The sequence below is a fragment of the Pseudoalteromonas sp. 1_2015MBL_MicDiv genome (assembly GCF_002407505.1).
Taxonomy (GTDB): Bacteria; Pseudomonadota; Gammaproteobacteria; order Enterobacterales; family Alteromonadaceae; genus Pseudoalteromonas; species Pseudoalteromonas fuliginea.
Window position 1 is genome coordinate 701,244 of record NZ_CP012738.1, and the last position, 17,040, is coordinate 718,283.

The 17,040-nt window shown below is 38.9% G+C and carries 17 protein-coding genes; 16 read left to right on the forward strand and 1 reads right to left on the reverse strand.

The annotated features are described in order from the left end of the window. Positions 1–4: 4 nt before the first annotated feature. From AOR04_RS20635 to AOR04_RS20710, 16 genes are all read left to right on the forward strand, one after another. A complete protein-coding gene (locus AOR04_RS20635; protein ID WP_007378684.1) occupies positions 5–571 on the forward strand; it encodes a hypothetical protein in 567 nt (188 codons plus the stop codon). Further along, on the forward strand, positions 564–1,928 hold the full coding sequence (locus AOR04_RS20640) for an AMP-binding protein (RefSeq protein ID WP_096794540.1): 1,365 nt from the start codon (positions 564–566) through the stop codon (positions 1,926–1,928). Before AOR04_RS20635 ends, AOR04_RS20640 begins: the two co-directional genes overlap by 8 nt. Continuing rightward, a complete protein-coding gene (locus AOR04_RS20645; RefSeq protein ID WP_096794660.1) occupies positions 1,912–2,277 on the forward strand; it encodes an ApeI family dehydratase in 366 nt (121 codons plus the stop codon). The genes AOR04_RS20640 and AOR04_RS20645 overlap by 17 nt, the downstream gene beginning before the upstream one ends. After that, on the forward strand, positions 2,270–3,019 hold the full coding sequence (locus AOR04_RS20650; RefSeq protein WP_096794541.1) for a glycosyltransferase family 2 protein: 750 nt from the start codon (positions 2,270–2,272) through the stop codon (positions 3,017–3,019). The genes AOR04_RS20645 and AOR04_RS20650 overlap by 8 nt, the downstream gene beginning before the upstream one ends. Continuing rightward, positions 3,009–3,977, forward strand: coding sequence for an LpxL/LpxP family acyltransferase (locus tag AOR04_RS20655; RefSeq protein ID WP_096794542.1), 969 nt, complete (start codon positions 3,009–3,011; stop codon positions 3,975–3,977). Before AOR04_RS20650 ends, AOR04_RS20655 begins: the two co-directional genes overlap by 11 nt. Next, the gene (locus tag AOR04_RS20660) at positions 3,970–5,514 is read left to right on the forward strand and encodes an HAL/PAL/TAL family ammonia-lyase (RefSeq protein ID WP_096794543.1); all 1,545 of its coding nucleotides are present in this window, start codon (positions 3,970–3,972) and stop codon (positions 5,512–5,514) included. Before AOR04_RS20655 ends, AOR04_RS20660 begins: the two co-directional genes overlap by 8 nt. Then, complete coding sequence (locus tag AOR04_RS20665; RefSeq protein ID WP_007378690.1) at positions 5,507–5,935, forward strand: acyl-CoA thioesterase; 429 nt, start codon at positions 5,507–5,509, stop codon at positions 5,933–5,935. The genes AOR04_RS20660 and AOR04_RS20665 overlap by 8 nt, the downstream gene beginning before the upstream one ends. Before the next feature lie 23 nt (positions 5,936–5,958). Then, positions 5,959–6,468 carry an outer membrane lipoprotein carrier protein LolA gene (locus AOR04_RS20670; RefSeq protein WP_096794544.1) on the forward strand — a complete coding sequence of 170 codons (510 nt, stop codon included), beginning with the start codon at positions 5,959–5,961 and terminating at the stop codon, positions 6,466–6,468. Between the two features lie 46 nt (positions 6,469–6,514). Continuing rightward, a complete protein-coding gene (locus tag AOR04_RS20675; RefSeq protein ID WP_096794545.1) occupies positions 6,515–8,755 on the forward strand; it encodes a transporter in 2,241 nt (746 codons plus the stop codon). 1 nt (position 8,756) lies between these two features. Beyond that, positions 8,757–9,995, forward strand: coding sequence for an NAD(P)/FAD-dependent oxidoreductase (locus AOR04_RS20680; RefSeq protein ID WP_096794546.1), 1,239 nt, complete (start codon positions 8,757–8,759; stop codon positions 9,993–9,995). Further along, the gene (locus tag AOR04_RS20685) at positions 9,983–10,543 is read left to right on the forward strand and encodes a DUF3261 domain-containing protein (RefSeq protein ID WP_096794547.1); all 561 of its coding nucleotides are present in this window, start codon (positions 9,983–9,985) and stop codon (positions 10,541–10,543) included. Before AOR04_RS20680 ends, AOR04_RS20685 begins: the two co-directional genes overlap by 13 nt. Continuing rightward, positions 10,540–11,709 carry a beta-ketoacyl-ACP synthase gene (locus tag AOR04_RS20690; RefSeq protein WP_096794548.1) on the forward strand — a complete coding sequence of 390 codons (1,170 nt, stop codon included), beginning with the start codon at positions 10,540–10,542 and terminating at the stop codon, positions 11,707–11,709. The genes AOR04_RS20685 and AOR04_RS20690 overlap by 4 nt, the downstream gene beginning before the upstream one ends. Then, positions 11,702–12,157, forward strand: a complete 456-nt coding sequence (locus AOR04_RS20695) for an ApeP family dehydratase (RefSeq protein ID WP_096794661.1) — start codon at positions 11,702–11,704, stop codon at positions 12,155–12,157. Before AOR04_RS20690 ends, AOR04_RS20695 begins: the two co-directional genes overlap by 8 nt. Beyond that, complete coding sequence (gene fabG / locus AOR04_RS20700) at positions 12,154–12,879, forward strand: 3-oxoacyl-ACP reductase FabG (RefSeq protein ID WP_007378697.1); 726 nt, start codon at positions 12,154–12,156, stop codon at positions 12,877–12,879. The genes AOR04_RS20695 and fabG overlap by 4 nt, the downstream gene beginning before the upstream one ends. Next, on the forward strand, positions 12,879–14,108 hold the full coding sequence (locus tag AOR04_RS20705) for a beta-ketoacyl-ACP synthase (protein WP_096794549.1): 1,230 nt from the start codon (positions 12,879–12,881) through the stop codon (positions 14,106–14,108). The genes fabG and AOR04_RS20705 overlap by 1 nt, the downstream gene beginning before the upstream one ends. 90 nt (positions 14,109–14,198) lie before the next feature. Continuing rightward, positions 14,199–15,503 (forward strand): DEAD/DEAH box helicase, encoded by a 1,305-nt coding sequence (locus tag AOR04_RS20710; RefSeq protein ID WP_002958629.1) that lies wholly within the window; start codon positions 14,199–14,201, stop codon positions 15,501–15,503. A 31-nt stretch (positions 15,504–15,534) separates the two neighbouring features. Here AOR04_RS20710 and AOR04_RS20715 read toward each other — a convergent pair whose 3' ends face one another. Beyond that, a complete protein-coding gene (locus tag AOR04_RS20715) occupies positions 15,535–17,034 on the reverse strand; it encodes an amidase family protein (RefSeq protein ID WP_096794550.1) in 1,500 nt (499 codons plus the stop codon). Positions 17,035–17,040 lie beyond the last annotated feature (6 nt).

Consider the following 17,040-nt stretch of genomic DNA (forward strand, 5'->3'; position numbering starts at 1 on the left):
TACTATGTTAAAAGCAGTTTTAACAACGTTAATTATGATTTGCTTGGCTTGCTACCCTATTATTGTGTACGTAGGCCTTACGCGTTTTAATAGTCAGATTATTACAGTATTACTGCTGTTTTTACTCGGGCTTAGACTTTGGTTAAGCAGAGCCTTATTTGATAAAATGCCGTGGTTAAAGCCCGCTACATTTTTAGCAGTCATTACTATTTTGATTTCCAAGGTAATGGATAGCGACTTAGGGCTGCGTTTGTATCCCGTAATCATTAATTTAGTTATGTTAGTTGTGTTTGCGTATTCTTTGTATAAAGGGCCTTCTATTATTGAAACCTTTGCGCGCATTACTGAGCCCTCACTTGATGAAAACGCTCTGATTTATACAAAAAAAGTAACGCTAGTGTGGTGTCTGTTTTTTGTATTAAACGGTGGTATTGCCCTGTACACCAGTATTTTTAGTAGCCTAGAAACCTGGGCTTTTTATAATGGTTTTATTGCTTACTTAGCTATGGGCACATTGTTTGCTATAGAGTGGTTAGTCAGACAAAAAGTAAAAAGGAACGCCGGTGTTTAATGCTTTTCAAAGTAATGCAATAAGAACATGTTTTAATCATACTGATAATGATATTTCTGAGCGTGAGTTTGTTAGTGATATAAATGAGGTTTTAGCAAAACTATCAACGTTAAACGCTACATCATCGGTTGTTTTATACACCACAGACGCCTACAAATTTTCCGTGTACTTATTTGCTTTGGCATTACACGGAAATACAGTGATTTTGCCGCCTAATGGGCAACCTGAAACGTTAAACTCCTTGCTTAAACAGACGCCGTTTTTTATTGGTGAGTCTGAATTAATAGCTGATTTAGCGGCTGATTTTTTAGATGTAAGCACTTTAGCCAATCAACCTCACTTTGTATTCATTGAAACAATTAATTGGCCTGAAGAAGGTACAATCGTTTTTTATACGTCGGGCTCGTCGGGTAAAGCAAAGCCAATTGTAAAAACGTGGCAGGTAATAAATAAAGAAGTAAATACATTAATTAACAGCTACGCACTGATTGATAATCCTATTTTTATAGCAAGTGTTTCGCATCAGCATATATACGGTTTACTGTTTAGGTTACTGTGGCCATTGCGTGCAGGGAAAGTTGTTAATACAGAACTACTGCATTACCCCGAGCATGTAGCTAAAAAGCTTAGGTTATTTAAAAAAGTAGTGTTTGTTTCAAGCCCAGCGCAGTTAAAACGGTTATGTATCGATAATGTATTAGTGAATGATAAGTCTCATTTACAATGGATATTTTCATCAGGTGGACCGCTACTAAATGAAGATGCCATTTCGTTGTTTACGCAATTAAATAAACCAGTCACACAAGTTTTTGGTAGTACCGAAACAGGTGGTATTGCATATCGACAAGTTACATCACATGAAAAAGTTAGCCTTTGGCAGCCTTTCTCGGGTATTAAAGTACGGGCTTTGGATGATCAGCGTTTAATTTTAACCTCTCCACTTGTTCGCGACAAAAATTACCCTTTAGATGATCGAGGCGAAGTACTTAAAAATGGTCAATTTAGATTATTAGGTCGATTCGACCGAATTATAAAATTAGAAGAAAAACGATTAAGTTTAGATGAGCTAGAACTACATTTGTGTACTAGTGAGTGGGTAAGTGAAGCTAAAGTAATCGCCTTGCCTGGTGAGCGATTAATTGTAGGGGCTATTGTTGTGCTTACGCATAAAGGGCAGATGCTCTTTAATGGTGAGGGTAAGCTAGCTACAAATAATTTATTAAAAGCGCATGCATTAGCGCGCTTTGAGCGAATTTGTATCCCTAAAAAGTGGCGTTTTGTAGAGCAATTACCATACAACTCACAGGCAAAGTTAAATTTAAAAGCATTGGAGAGTCTTTTTGCAAAAGTTGACTAAAACACAGCCTGATTTACTGTCTTGTGAAAAAGCAGAGCAAAAGTATAAATTAAGCTTACTAGTTCCTCATGATTTAGATTATTTCAAAGGACACTTTACGGATGGCCCAATACTCGCAGGTGTTGTGCAATTAGACTGGGCTGTGGCTGCAATTTGTAAATATTATAAGGTTCAGCAACCTGTTAAAAATGTTGAAGTATTAAAGTTTCAGGTAGTGATCACCCCAGGTATAACAGTTGAATTATTGCTTGAGCAAAAAGCAGAGAATAAATATACCTTTTCTTATAATTCAAACAAAGGACAGCATGCATCTGGCCGTGTTGTTTTTGATAGCCTAATAAATGAATAACTTTTGCATTGTTATCCCAAATTATAATCATATTACGGTTATTGATGATGTACTGAGCCAATTATCGTCATTTAATCTTCCTATTATTATGGTTGATGACGCAAGCAACGCCGAAGCTAAAAATGTATTCAGTAACCTTGATGCAAAATACGCGCAGTTGAGTGTAGTTACCCACGACGATAATCAGGGCAAAGGCGGCGCGGTACAAACAGGCTTAAAGCAGGCACATAAGCTAGGTTTTTCACATGCGATACAGGTTGATGCAGATGGGCAGCATGATTTAGCTGACATTAAAAAACTAATAGCACTTGCAAATGCTCAGCCTAAAGCGCTTATAAGTTGTTGCCCAATATATGATGACTCAGTGCCTAAACACCGTTATTTAGCACGTTATTTAACGCATGTATGGGTATGGATTGAAACGTTAAGTTTTACAATTGTAGATTCGATGTGTGGCTTTAGAGTGTATCCACTTGAGCAAAGTACAAAGCTAATTGATGAGGTGTCGCTTGGAAAACGCATGGATTTTGACCCTGAAATTTTAGTGCGTTTATATTGGCGCAATGTGCCTTTTGTATTTTTACCTAGCCAAGTAATTTACCCTGAAAATGGGCTTTCTCATTTTCAACCATTGCACGATAATGCGCGTATTTCCTGGTTACACACTCGTTTGTTTTTTGGCATGTTGATTCGCTCTCCTGTGTTAATTTGTCATAAATTAAAGAGGCGTTATGGCCACTAAACATTGGTCTAAAATGCAGGAACGCGGTAATTTTTTAGGTATTCAAATACTGTTATTTGCCCATAAATTACTGGGTAGAAAAGGACTGTGGATTGTTTTGTTTCCTGTGGTTTTTTATCTTTTCTTAACAGGAAAAGTAGCACGTAAAGCATCTAAAGCGTTTTTAGCGCAGGTTAATGTTTACCAAGGCTGCAAACAACTTGTTACGTTTAAAATGCAATTAACACACTTTTGCAGTTTTGCAGATAGCGCATTAGATAAAATTGATGCTTGGCTTGGGCGAATAACCCAACGTGATATTAAGTACACTAATGAGCATTTATTTGCTGAGTTAGATGAGCAAAACCAAGGGGCTATTTTTATAGGTTCTCACTTGGGTAATTTAGAAGTATGCAGGGCACTTAGCCAACACCGCAGCAGTAAAAAAATAAATGTATTGGTGTTTACTCATCACGCTGTTGAATTTAATAAAATGCTTAAAAAGATTAACCCAGATGTGTCGGTTAATTTAATACAAGTGACTGATATGGGCCCTGACTTAGCTATTTTATTAAAAGAAAAAGTAGAGCTGGGGGAAATAATCGTTATTGTTGGTGACAGAACAAGCACAACAACGGCTTCTCGGTCGGTACAGGTACCATTTTTAGGAAAAAACGCCCCATTTTCACAGGGGCCTTTTATATTAGCCGCGTTGCTTGATTGTCCCGTTTACTTTTTGTTTTGTTTAAAAGATAAAAAAAGCAAAAAGTATCAAGTGATATTTGAGCATTACAGCCAATCATTAAAAATGCCTCGACGAGAGCGACAGCAGGCGCTAACACTTATTATTACTGACTATGCAGAGCGTTTGAGTTATTACGCAGCTTTATATCCTTATCAGTGGTTTAATTTTTACGATTTTTGGAAAAGTGATCAGCAGGTAGTGCGCGATCAATCAATGGAGAGCAAGTGTGACTGAACAAAATATACAGCTTTTTGGCAATCAGCGATTATCAATTGAAGATATTGTTCGAGTTGCCTTTAATGAAACACAAGTGCAATTAAATAGCTGTGAAACTTTTAGCGTTAAAATTAATAGCGCTTTGTGTTTTTTAGACACACTTTTAAGAGAAGATGGCGTAATTTACGGCGTTACAACTGGTTACGGTGATTCTGTAACGGTGGCAGTACCCCTTGATTTAGTTGATGAATTACCTCTGCATTTAACTCGCTTTCACGGCTGTGGACTGGGGGATGTATTTAATAAAGTGCAAGGGCGTGCAATTTTAGCGACGCGTTTAACATCACTTTCACAAGGCTATTCTGGTATTAGCTGGGAAATGCTGCACCTACTTAAAGATTATTTAAATAACGATATAGTGCCTGTGATCCCACAAGAAGGGTCAGTAGGTGCCAGCGGTGATTTAACACCGTTATCTTACGTTGCAGGTGCGATGGTAGGCGAGCGTGATGTGTTTTACAAAGACCAAGTACGTAACAGTGCTGAAGTTATGAAAGAAGTTGGCTTAGAGCCACTAACACTAAGGCCAAAAGAAGGTCTTGCCGTTATGAATGGCACAGCGGTAATGACTGCATTAGCGTGTTTAGCATTTGATAGGGCTAATTACTTGGCTAAATTGGCGAGCCGTATTACTGCATTAGCAAGCTTAGCACTTAAAGGAAATAGCCATCATTTTGATGAGATATTATTTTCAGTTAAGCCGCACCCAGGGCAGCAACAAATTGCGCGTTGGATAAGAAAAGATTTAAACCATCACGATCACCCTCGTAATGCAGACAGACTTCAAGATAGGTATTCAATCCGTTGTGCACCCCATGTTATTGGTGTGCTGCAAGATAGTCTGCCGTTTTTTAGGCACATGATAGAAAACGAGCTTAACTCAGCAAACGATAACCCAATAATTGACGGCCAAGGTGAGCATGTATTGCACGGCGGGCATTTTTACGGTGGCCACATTGCAATGGCAATGGATAGCATGAAAACAGCCGTTGCAAACCTTGCTGATTTAGCAGACAGACAAATTGCTTCTTTGGTTGATACTAAGTACAACAACGGCCTACCTTCAAACTTGTCTGATAGTGCACCAGAGCGCCGTTATATTAATCATGGTTTTAAAGCGGTTCAAATTGGCTGTAGTGCTTACACTGCTGAAGCATTGAAATTAACCATGCCGGCCAGCGTTTTTTCTCGCTCTACAGAGTGCCATAATCAAGATAAAGTGAGTATGGGGACTATTGCGTCACGCGATTGTTTACGTATTTTACAGCTAACAGAACAAGTGTTAGCAAGTACGTTATTAGCCAGTATTCAAGGTGTTAGATTACGTATTAAGCAAGGCGATCTTGAGTTTTCGACTTTAACGCAAGATATGCAAAACATGTATACCGATATAACTGATTACTTTGAAAACCTCACAGAGGATAGACCAATGGAAGCCGTGCTAAGGCAAACAATAGGGTATATTCAAACTAAACGTTGGGCGTTGTATGAATAGTAAAGGTGCATTATTAACGCATGTGGTAGAAATTGAAATTCCATTTCATGACTGCGACCCAATGAATGTTGTATGGCATGGTAATTACCCACGTTATTTAGAAGTAGCGCGCTGTGAGTTACTGCGTTTATTTGATTACGATTACCCACAAATGCATGAGTCGGGCTACGCGTGGCCTATTGTTGATATGCAAATAAAGTATATTGCCTCAGCGGTATTTACTCAAAAAATTAAAGTAGCGGCTTATTTAAAAGAATTCGAGAATCGACTACGGATTGACTACGTAATCACTGACTCGCTAACTAATAAGCGCCTTACTAAAGCCTCAACCACGCAAGTTGCGGTTGAGATCAGCTCCAAAGAAATGCAATTTGAATCACCCGCTATTTTATTTAATAAGTTAAAAGCAGTTTTGAATTAAATTTTTATTTTATAGGCGATTAAATGAATTTTTTAAAATGTTTTACATTGAGCATTGCCATTAGCTTTTTGCTGTTTTGCTCTGTAGTAAATGCAGCAGCTATTAAAGGTGAGTTTAAGCAATATAAGCAATTTAATGGATTTGCTAAGCCTTTTATTTCGTCGGGTGTTTTTTCGTTAATTGACGAAAAACTAATTTGGCAAGTGAAAATGCCTGTTGAGAGTATGCTCATAATAGAAAACGGCAAAGTGCTTGCACAAAATGCCAATGGTGAGTTAATACCACAACCCGGTAGCGAGCAATTTGTAGGATTACTGAGTGACTTACTTAGCGTAAATATGAGTGCGCTGGAAACACGTTTTGACATTGCTAAAATGCAAGACGGCTGCACACAGTTAACACCAAAAGAAGCGATGTTACAGCAATTATTTAGTGATTTTATTTTATGTAATACTGCTAAGCAAGTGAGCAGTATTACACTAAATGAGCACTCAGGAAATAACACAAAAATTGAGTTTACTTATCCCAAATAAAATTATGTTTTTAAATAATGCAGTGGTTAATTAAGGGAATAGTGCAGTGACAAAACGAATTACCGTTATTGTAGGGTGGTTTAGCAGTTTAATTTTACTTTTTGCTGCAGCTTTTTGGCTGTCTAAACCAACGTTTAGCGCCGATATTTTTAGCTTATTGCCAAAGTCGCACTCCCAAATTGCACATGCGGAAGATGTTTTTTTTCAGCAAAATGCTAACCGTGTTATGTTCTCGTTTGCAGGAAATAATAAAAATAAAGCATTTGATGATTTCCAAAAATGGCTTGACGATAATGCAATTAAAAGCACACTTAACTTTCCGTCCGTTAACGATTTAGCGCAAACATTCTCACCTTTCAAACATGCGTTATTAAGTGATACTTACAAACAAACATTAAGCAACAAAACAACGTTTGAACATTATTACCTTGCGCAATTAAATCAGTTAGGCAACCCATTTGTAAGTGCTACCTTAAGCAAAGATACAAGTTTGAGCTTAGCGGCATTTATAGAAGATAACTTAAAACAAAGCCAATTGTTTACGCTTGAACAAGGCCGTTTAACTCGACGTTTAAAAGGCGTTGAATACCGTGTCATTTTGGCAAACTTAGCGCCTGAAAATTTAGGGGTTAATAAATCAATTGATTTAGCTGGCGCGATAATTAAACAGATCAATATACTTAATAAAACCTACCCTGATTTAAGCATTACTTACTCCGGTGTGCTATTTCATACGGCTGAAAATGCTAAACAAGCTAAATACGAGATGAGCTTGTTTGGTGGCATTAGCTTATTAGCCCTTATTGTTATGGTATTTTGGGTATTTAGGCGTTTAAACAGTATTTTATTAGCAAGCTTTACCGTACTGAGCGCACTTACTGGTGGCGCTATCGCTATGGTGTTGCTATTTAAGACTATTCATTTATTAACGCTTGTTTTTGCAGTTACCTTGATTGGTATTGCCATTGATTATGCATTTCATGGCATGACTGATTTAGCCAAAAAAGAGCATGAAAAAGGCTACAGCAAAGGGACACAATCTGCGCTTTTACTGTCTCTTATTACGACTACGCTGGGTTATTGCTGCTTACTCGGTGCGCCACTGACGTTATTGTCTCAAGTTGGGGTGTTTGTTATTGCCGGTTTGGTGAGTGCATGGCTATTTACCGTGTTAGTTTTGCCATTGTGGCAATCTACGCTCACGTTATCGCCTTCGAGTTTATTAATGAGTAAAAAACTCATCAATGTTTTTGAATATTGTAACCACCTAAAAACACCAATACTTATTACATTACTGGCCTTTATCAGTGCGTTATTTTTAATTAAACCAATTAGCTTTAATGATGATGTAAAGCTATTAAATGCAAGCTCCGATCACTTAATGCTAAACGAAAAAAAGCATTTGTTATTACTTGGACAATGGGACAGCCAAATTGTTTTTATGTTTGCAAATAGCGACGAAGCGCTTTTACAAAAACAAGAACAATTTTTAACACGCTTAACCCAACTAGACCCAAATTTTAAACATAATAGCATTAGCCATTGGTTGCCTAGTTTACAAAGACAGGGCGATAACCAGGCTGTGTTTGAACAGGCTAAAAGCAAAGGGGTTTTGGATATTGCAGAGCGCGTTACAGGGCAAGCACTTGCAAGTACAAAATCACCGTTAATCACTTATGAAACACTCGTCGCGAGTGCACTTAAACCATTATTACGTTCCCAAATGGTTGTTGAACTAAATCAGTCGATAACATGGATGTCTCTTTCGGGTATTTCATCTGATCAATTAATTAATGAAGTTGAAAAAAGCAAAGGTGTTTATATTTATAACAAACCTCAACAAATTAGTGCTTTATTAAGTGACTACCGCGAATATTTGCTATTAAGCTTGGTGCTCGCGGGTCTGATCAGCTGGCTGCTATTTAGCTGGCGGTTTACGATTAAGATAGCGCTTCTGCAAGTAACCATTTTATCTGTTGTGGTGTTGAGCATGCTCTGGATATGTAACGTAATTCAAGGTAGCTTGTCGTTATTTAATTTGCTCGGTGCATTACTTGTTATTGCTTTAGCAATTGATTACCTCGTTTTTTATCAAATAAATAAGTTAGAGCCCAAAAATGTACTGGCGATTAGTTTATCTGCAGCGTCATCAATGTGGGTATTTGGCATGCTGAGTGCCTCTGAAACCCCTGCTATTTTTAGCTTTGGGCTGAGTGTAATGGTCGGGATCTTAGCTATTTATTTTTTATCACCGCTAAGTGTTTTAAAGCCTCAAAAGGAACAATAAATTGAATAACCTTGAGCAGTACGATGTTGTTGTTATTGGCGCGGGTCCATCAGGCGCTCTGGCTAGTAGCCTGTTAGTTCAAAAAGGTTGGCGGGTACTTGTACTCGAGCAACAGGTGTTTCCGCGTTTTTCAATTGGTGAAAGCTTATTACCGCAATGCATGGCCTACTTAGAAGAGGCAGCTTTAATTGATTCAGTACATGACAATGCAGCGTCTTTAGGTTTTCAATTTAAAGATGGTGCTGCTTTTCATCGGGCGGGGCAAAATACAACTATAAACTTCACCGAAAAATTCACTGATGGCCCAGGCACTACGTACCAAGTAAAAAGAGCCGACTTTGACAAGTTATTAGCAGACAAAGCACAAGACCAAGGCGTAGAAATTCGATATAGACACACTGTAGTCGATTATAATGACGAATTAAATGGTGCGTCGTTACTTGTGCACAACGAGCAGCAGCAAGCTTACCGCGTTAATGCTCGGTTTGTATTGGACGCAAGTGGCTTTGGGCGTGTATTACCAAAATTGTTAGATTTAGAGCTTCCCTCTCACTTTCCTGTACGCAGCGCTTACTTTAGCCACTTTAAAGACAATATTAGTGATAAAAACTTCGATCGCAATAAAATTTTGATTACCGTACATCCTCAATATTCTGATGTGTGGTATTGGCTTATTCCCTTTAGTGATGGTACTGCGAGTATTGGTGTTGTGGCGCAGTCGGAGCGTCTTAATAACGACGAATCTAGCGATGTGCTAAATCAATTTATAGAGCAAGACCCTTATTTAAAAACACTGTTGGCACAACGTCAGTTATTAACTCCTGCAAGGAATATTAAAGGTTACTCGGCAAATGTGAGTAAGTTATATGGTAAGCACTTTGCTTTATTGGGTAATGCGGGGGAGTTTTTAGACCCTGTATTTTCATCAGGTGTAACAATTGCACTCAAATCTGCAAATTTAGTTGCCCCACTTGTTGATCGCTATTTAAAAAACGAAGTCGTCGATTTTGACGCTCACTACGCACAGCCATTACAAGCTGGAGTCGATTGTTTTAGAACATTTGTAACAGGGTGGTACGATACGCGTTTTCAGGATGTGATATTTTACTCTGAACAAAATACTCAGGTGCGAGAAATGATTAGTGCTATTTTAGCGGGTTACGCATGGGATACAAATAACCCATTTGTTGCACAAAGTGAACGCCGTTTAAATGTGTTGGCTCAGTTATGTCAAAATTAATTAAGTATGCGGTGTGTAGTGTATTTATATTTGCTGTATTGAGCGCATGTACGAGCTTTACAGCATCTAAAAATAGAGTGTATCTATCACCTAATATTCAATTAAATATTAATAGCGTGCCAGCACAAATGTTTGATAAGTCTTGGCAGCATGTTTTGTATATTACGAATCAGCAAAACACACACACTGTATTTGCCCAATTAGCTATAAATGACAAAGGTGCAATTAAGTTATTGTTAATGACAGTGCAAGGCTTTCCGATTATGGAGCTTGAAAAACCTTTAAATGGCCCAGTAAAAACACGAAATATGCTGGCGGTAGAAGGGATAGACCCTCATTATATTTTAGCGGATATTGCATTAGTACATTGGCCAGTAGCATTTTTACAAAAGCAGTTAGAGGGTGCTTTAATAGAGCAGGTTGGCTCTAATCGGGAAGTATTTAACGATGAGGGTACATTTATCACCATTGACTATAGTGATGAGTCGACAACGTTGAACAATATTTTACATCAGTATCAAATAACATTTAAAAAGGTAGCACAGTGACATATTGGCTGAATGATTTAGGCATTGTGAGTGCGATGGGCATAGGCCAAGATGCAACCACAACAAGCTTAAATAAATATAACCCTGCAACTCCTTTATTAACTTTAAATAAAAGCCTAAGTGCTGAGCAAGCCCCGCTGTATGTAGGGCAAGTTCAATCTATTGCTTTATCAAATAATAAACGTATCAATACATTTATTGATCTAGCTTTAGAACAGATTAAGCCAACCTTAGATAAACTTTCGCATATTGATAGGTCGCGTATCGCAATTGTAATGGGTACTAGTACCTCAGATATTCATGACGGCGAAAGAGCGCGTAAAAGCTATGAAAGTACAAAACTCTGGCCTGATGACTTTAGTTACAGTGATCAAGAGTTAGCTACACCCGCTCATTACATTGCACATAAAATAGGTGCATTAGGGCCTTGTTACAGTATTTCTACAGCGTGTACCTCAAGTGCAAAAGCGCTAATTAGTGCGCGTGCGTTGTTAAATGCTGATTTAGCTGATGTAGTAATTTGTGGTGGTGCAGATAGTTTGTGTCAATTAACAGTTAATGGCTTTGACTCGCTCGCTTCTTTAAGCTCAGGTTTATGTCAGCCTTTTTCTAGCAATAGAGACGGCATTAATATTGGTGAGGGGGCAGCTTTATTTGTAATGACTAAAAATACACCAATAACAAATAACGGCATTATGCTAGTAGGCAGTGGGGAAAGTTCTGATGCTCATCATATGTCTGCACCTGATCCTAATGGAATGGGTGCTCAAGCATCAATGGAAAAAGCATTAAAAAGTGCAAAGTTATCCTCTGGTGATATTGACTATATTAATGCCCATGGTACGGCCACTTTCAAAAATGACGAAATGGAAGCACTTGCAATTAATCGCGTGTTTGGCAACAATACCCCGCTTAGTTCAAGTAAGCATTTAACAGGACATACCTTAGGTGCTGCAGGCGCCATTGAAGCCGGTATATGTTGGTTATTATTAAAAGATAGCGGCCAACATATACTGCCATTTAACGCAATTAAAGAAGACGGTGATTTGGCTGATATAAAAATAATAAAACAAGCGTTTAAGCCCGCTCTTAAATACTGCTTATCTAATTCATTTGCATTTGGCGGTAATAATGCCAGCTTAATATTGGGAGTTAATGTTGACTAATTACCCTATTGAGCAAGTGGTCCCGCACGACGCGCCTATGATTTTAATCGACAGCCTTTTAGCGTATAGCGAAGATGAAGCACAATGCATTATTACTATCACTGAGCAAAGCCCTTTTTTTAGTCCTGCGATTAATGGTGTACCTAGCTATATTGGCGTTGAGTATATGGCGCAGTCTATTGCCGCTTACGCTGGCGCGTTGGCGAATGATGAAAATAAACCTGTAAAAATTGGTTTTTTAATTGGTACGCGAAAATATCAAACTTATCTACCGTGTTTTAAAAACGGCAGTAAGCTGACTATTGAAGTGAAAAAGCTATATCAAGAAGAATCAGGTTTGAGTGTATTTGAATGCCAAATACTCTTGCGTGAAACCTTACTTTGCCAAGCAAAAATTAATGTATTTCAGCCTGAAAATCCGCTGGAATTTATAAGAGAAAATCAATGATAAAAAGAATTTTAGTTACAGGTTCAAGCCGTGGTATTGGTAAAGCTATTGCGTTAAAACTTGCTGAGCAAGGGTTTGATATTGCAGTGCATTGCAGATCGGGTGTTGAGCAGGCTCAAGCAACATGCGATGAAATTAATAACTTAGGTAGAACGACCAGCTTACTGCAATTTGATGTATGCGATAGAGAGCTGGCAAAGGCACAAATAGAGCAAGATATAGCTCAGCATGGCGCTTATTATGGCGTGGTATGTAATGCAGGTATTACTAACGATATGGCATTTCCGGCCATGCAAGGGGAAGATTGGGATTGTGTTATACGCACAGGCCTTGATGGGTTTTATAATGTAGTACACCCAACTGTAATGCCTATGGTACAAAGCCGCAAAGGTGGGCGTATAATTACAATGTCGTCGGTATCAGGTATTGCAGGTAACCGAGGGCAGGTAAATTATAGTGCAGCAAAAGCCGGTATTATTGGGGCCACTAAAGCACTTGCATTAGAATTGGCAAAACGCAAAATTACAGTTAATTGTGTGGCACCTGGTTTGATAGAAACGGCGATGACTGACGAATTACCTATTGATGAAATGATGAAAATGATCCCCCTCAAGCGCATGGGGAGCGTTAAAGAAGTTGCAGGAACCGTCGCTTTTTTAATGTCTGATGACGCAGCATATATTACACGCCAAGTAATTTCTGTTAATGGTGGCATGGTTTGATGAAACGCGTTGTCGTAACCGGTATGTCAGTGGTCACTGCATTGGGTGATGATTGGTCTGAATTTAAACAAGCCTTAATTAAAGGTGAAAATGCGGTTGTTACTATGCCAGAGTGGGATATGGCCGACGAACTCAATACTCGTCTAGCAGCACCAGTTAACCACTTTGAGCGACCAAGTCACTATAAGCGCAAACAAGTACGTTCAATGGGGCGAGTGTCACTTATGTCAACTCGCGCTACTGAGTGTGCACTTGAACAAGCAAAGCTACTTGAACACGAAAGCCTAACAGATGGCTCTACGGGCATCGCATATGGCTCATCAACGGGTTCTACTGCGCCTTTACTCGCCTTTGCAAATATGATGGAAACGGGTTCGATGTCGGGTGTAACAGCAACCAGTTACATTAAAATGATGGCGCATACCGCCCCTGTAAATGTTGGTGTATTCTTTGGTTTAAAAGGGCGCGTTATAACAACAAGCTCAGCGTGTACATCGGGCTCTCAAGGTATAGGCTTCGCCTATGAAGCGATTAAGTTTGGCCGACAAAAAATAATGGTTGCTGGTGGTGCAGAGGAGTTGTGCATCACAGAGGCTGCAGTATTTGATACCCTTTACGCGACATCTACAAAAAATGAAACACCAAAAAAAACACCTCGTCCTTTTGATGCAAATCGTGATGGTTTAGTGATAGGCGAAGGCGCGGGTACACTTATTTTAGAAGAATACGAGCATGCCAAAGCACGCGGAGCGACAATATTAGCAGAGGTGGTTGGCTTTGGTTGCAATTCTGACGGTGAACATGTTACTCAACCTACATCAAAAACAATGCAACTAGCGATTGAAATGGCACTGCAAGATGCCAATCTAAAACCAGAAGAAATTGGTTACGTAAATGCGCATGGTACATCGACAGACAGAGGCGATATTGCCGAATCTCATGCAACGTTTAACGCACTTGGCAATAAACCTATTAGCTCGTTAAAAAGTTATTTGGGACATACTTTAGGTGCTTGTGGTGCAATAGAAGCTTGGGCAAGCATTAATATGATGGCTGATAACTGGTTTGCACCAACAATTAATTTAGACAACGTTGATGACGAATGTGCTCTGCTTGATTACATAACACACCAAGGGCGTGAGATTAATACCGATTACGTAATGAGTAATAATTTTGCGTTTGGTGGTATTAACACCTCTTTAATATTTAAACGCTATAAAGCAGATTAAACGCGTTAAAATAGAAGTAATGACTAACTGTTGACTCGTTTTTACTGTATAATTTGCGACCCTTGATAATGTGGCCGTAGGTTATACAGCATGAATTTTAAATCTTTTAGTTTCGCTCCTGAAATCATCCAGGCGTTGGACGAACTTAACTATCACACTCTTACGCCCATTCAGCGCGCAGCAATCCCTGCTGTTCGTAAAGGTAAAGACGTTTTAGCCAGTGCACAAACTGGTACCGGCAAAACAGCCGCGTTTGCTTTACCTATCATCCAAAAATTGGTTGAGTCTGAACTCAGCACAACGAATGCACCTCATGCATTAGTACTTGCGCCAACGCGTGAACTTGCAGAACAAATTGCAAATAACTTCAGAGATTTTGCAAAGCATACTTCGCTTAAAGTCGTTAGTTTATTTGGTGGTGTTAGTACCGCCGGCCAAGCAAACGCTTTAAAAGAAGGTGTGGATATTGTTGTTGCTACACCAGGTCGTTTATTTGATCATATTCGTTTAGGTAACTTAAGCCTTGCAAGTGTTAAGCACCTTGTTCTTGATGAAGCTGACCGTATGCTTGATATGGGCTTTATTGAAGATATGCAAAACGTTATTAAAAGCTGTGCAGAAGAGCGCCAGATTTTACTTTTCTCAGCTACATTCCCTGCAGCGATTAAACAGTTTGCATCTAAGGTATTAAAACAAGCTGAAATAGTACGTGTTGATCAAACTAACAGTACAGCAAGCACTGTTGAGCATGTTGTTTACCCTGTTGAAGAACGTCGTAAGCAAGAGCTACTTTCTGAATTGATTGGTAAGAAAAACTGGCAACAAGTGCTTGTATTTGTAAACATGAAAGAAACGGCTGATGAGCTTGTTAAAGAGCTTAACCTTGATGGTATTCCGGCAGGCGTTTGCCACGGTGACAAATCTCAAGGCAACCGTCGTCGTGCTTTACGTGAATTTAAAGAAGGCAAAGTACGTGTATTAGTAGCTACAGAAGTGGCTGCTCGCGGTATTGATATTGATGGTTTACCTCGTGTAATTAATATTGATTTACCATGGCTTGCAGAAGATTACGTTCACCGTATTGGCCGTACAGGTCGTGCTGGTCGCCAAGGTCAAGCAATTTCATTTGTTAGCCGCGAAGAAGAAAACACTTTGTTTGAAATTGAAACGTTAATCGGTCAAAAAATCAAACGTGTATATTTAGAAGGTTACGAAGTAAGTAACCGTGAAGTACTCATTGATAAAATTGGTAAAAAACCAGCGCATTTACGCCGTACACGTTCTAACAAGTTATCAGGACAAGCAACCGGTGAAGCGCGAGCAGTAAATCGCTCACGTATTTCAAGCGTTCGTAAAAGCTTAAAAGGCGAAAAACTGTCACTTAAAAAGTCATAGTTAACGCCGTATAGTTTAAAAAAACCTGAGTTTACTCAGGTTTTTTTGTGCCTAGTGATAACACCTCATCAATAATATTTGCGTATACATAAGCCGCTTGCTCGTCCTCTTTATTTGCTATTATGGACAAACCAACCGGTAAACCACTTACTTTTCCGACAGGTAGGGTTATGTGCGTTGTTCCTGCAATAGCAGATAACGAACTACTACTGCCATTAAAATTATCACCATTAACTAAGTCTGTTTTCCAGGCGGGTGATACTGTAGGCGCTATAACAATATCAAGCTTGTTGTTTTTATATACATTAACAATGGCTGTCGTTGCTAAAGTGCGATAGCGTTCTTTAGTCTCTTGGTATTTTTGTTTGTTTGTTAAATCAATAGCCTGCGATTGAACTAGGATATCTTGCTCAAAGTGGGGCATTTCTGTATTTTTATTTTGAATATTAAAATTAATAAGTGCTTTTAGGCTTTTAACAGCTACTTGTGCGGGAGTGCTTGCGAGGTAGTGATTAATTTCGGCTTTAAAGTCGTAAAGTAAAATATAGTATTCATCAACAAATAGCGTATCTAAGTTATCAGTAATAACTACATTAATAACAGTGTGCCCAGCCTGTTTTAATGCTTGTAACTGCTTGGCATAAAGGCGCTGCGTTTCAATTGTAAATTTATCGCTAGGTAGCGCACCGATAATAAGTGACGATTTTGATTTTAGATTACCTGCTTTTAATTCAAACCCTGTAGTTGTTGCATCAAGGGGGTCCTCACCTTGCAAAACCGACAAAACCAGCAGTGCATCTTTAAGTGAATGCGCCATCGGCCCTACTGAATCTTGACTGCTAGAAAGAGGCACTACACCTGAGCGTGATACTTGGCCCATACTCGGTTTTATTGCATAAACTCCATTTACTGAGGCAGGGCACGTAATTGAACCGTCTGTTTCAGTCCCTAATGCTATAGGCGCAAAGTTAAGTGCGATTGCCACAGCAGAGCCTGCACTAGAACCACATGGATTACGTGTTACATCGTGCGCATTATGTGTTTGCCCACCTACGGCACTCCAGCCTGACGATGAATAGGATGAACGAAAATTTGCCCATTCACTTAAATTAGCTTTGCCTAAAATTATAGCGCCCGCATTACGTAGTTGTTTAACAACAAAAGCATCATTATTAGTAACGTTATTTTTAAGTGCTAAAGAGCCAGCCGTTGTGGGAAGTGTGCCTTTCGTTTCTATATTATCTTTAAGAAGTACAGGTATTCCGTGTAATGGACCTGCCCAAGAGCCTTTGGCGGCAAGTTCATCTAACGTTTTAGCTTGAGCAATAGCTGTAGGTTCAATACTAATAACTGCATTGTATTGTGGGTTAAGTTTATTAATTCGCTCTATATAACTTTGGGTGAGTTGCTGTGCATTAATAGAATTATTTTTATATGCAGTGTGGATTTCATCGATGGTTTTTAGCTCTTGTGCTTTAGCGTTAAAAATTGCTAATACAATAAGCAACGAAAAGGTAAATGTTTTGATCATTGTTGA

Coding starts and splice junctions, on each gene's coding strand:
- AOR04_RS20710 (WP_002958629.1), top strand. CDS start 14,199: ATGAATTTTAAATCTTTTAGTTTCGCTCCTGAAATCATCCAGGCGTTG.
- AOR04_RS20665 (WP_007378690.1), top strand. CDS start 5,507: ATGAATAGTAAAGGTGCATTATTAACGCATGTGGTAGAAATTGAAATT.
- AOR04_RS20705 (WP_096794549.1), top strand. CDS start 12,879: ATGAAACGCGTTGTCGTAACCGGTATGTCAGTGGTCACTGCATTGGGT.
- AOR04_RS20655 (WP_096794542.1), top strand. CDS start 3,009: ATGGCCACTAAACATTGGTCTAAAATGCAGGAACGCGGTAATTTTTTA.
- AOR04_RS20685 (WP_096794547.1), top strand. CDS start 9,983: ATGTCAAAATTAATTAAGTATGCGGTGTGTAGTGTATTTATATTTGCT.
- fabG (WP_007378697.1), top strand. CDS start 12,154: ATGATAAAAAGAATTTTAGTTACAGGTTCAAGCCGTGGTATTGGTAAA.
- AOR04_RS20715 (WP_096794550.1), bottom strand. CDS start 17,034: ATGATCAAAACATTTACCTTTTCGTTGCTTATTGTATTAGCAATTTTT.
- AOR04_RS20670 (WP_096794544.1), top strand. CDS start 5,959: ATGAATTTTTTAAAATGTTTTACATTGAGCATTGCCATTAGCTTTTTG.
- AOR04_RS20650 (WP_096794541.1), top strand. CDS start 2,270: ATGAATAACTTTTGCATTGTTATCCCAAATTATAATCATATTACGGTT.
- AOR04_RS20635 (WP_007378684.1), top strand. CDS start 5: ATGTTAAAAGCAGTTTTAACAACGTTAATTATGATTTGCTTGGCTTGC.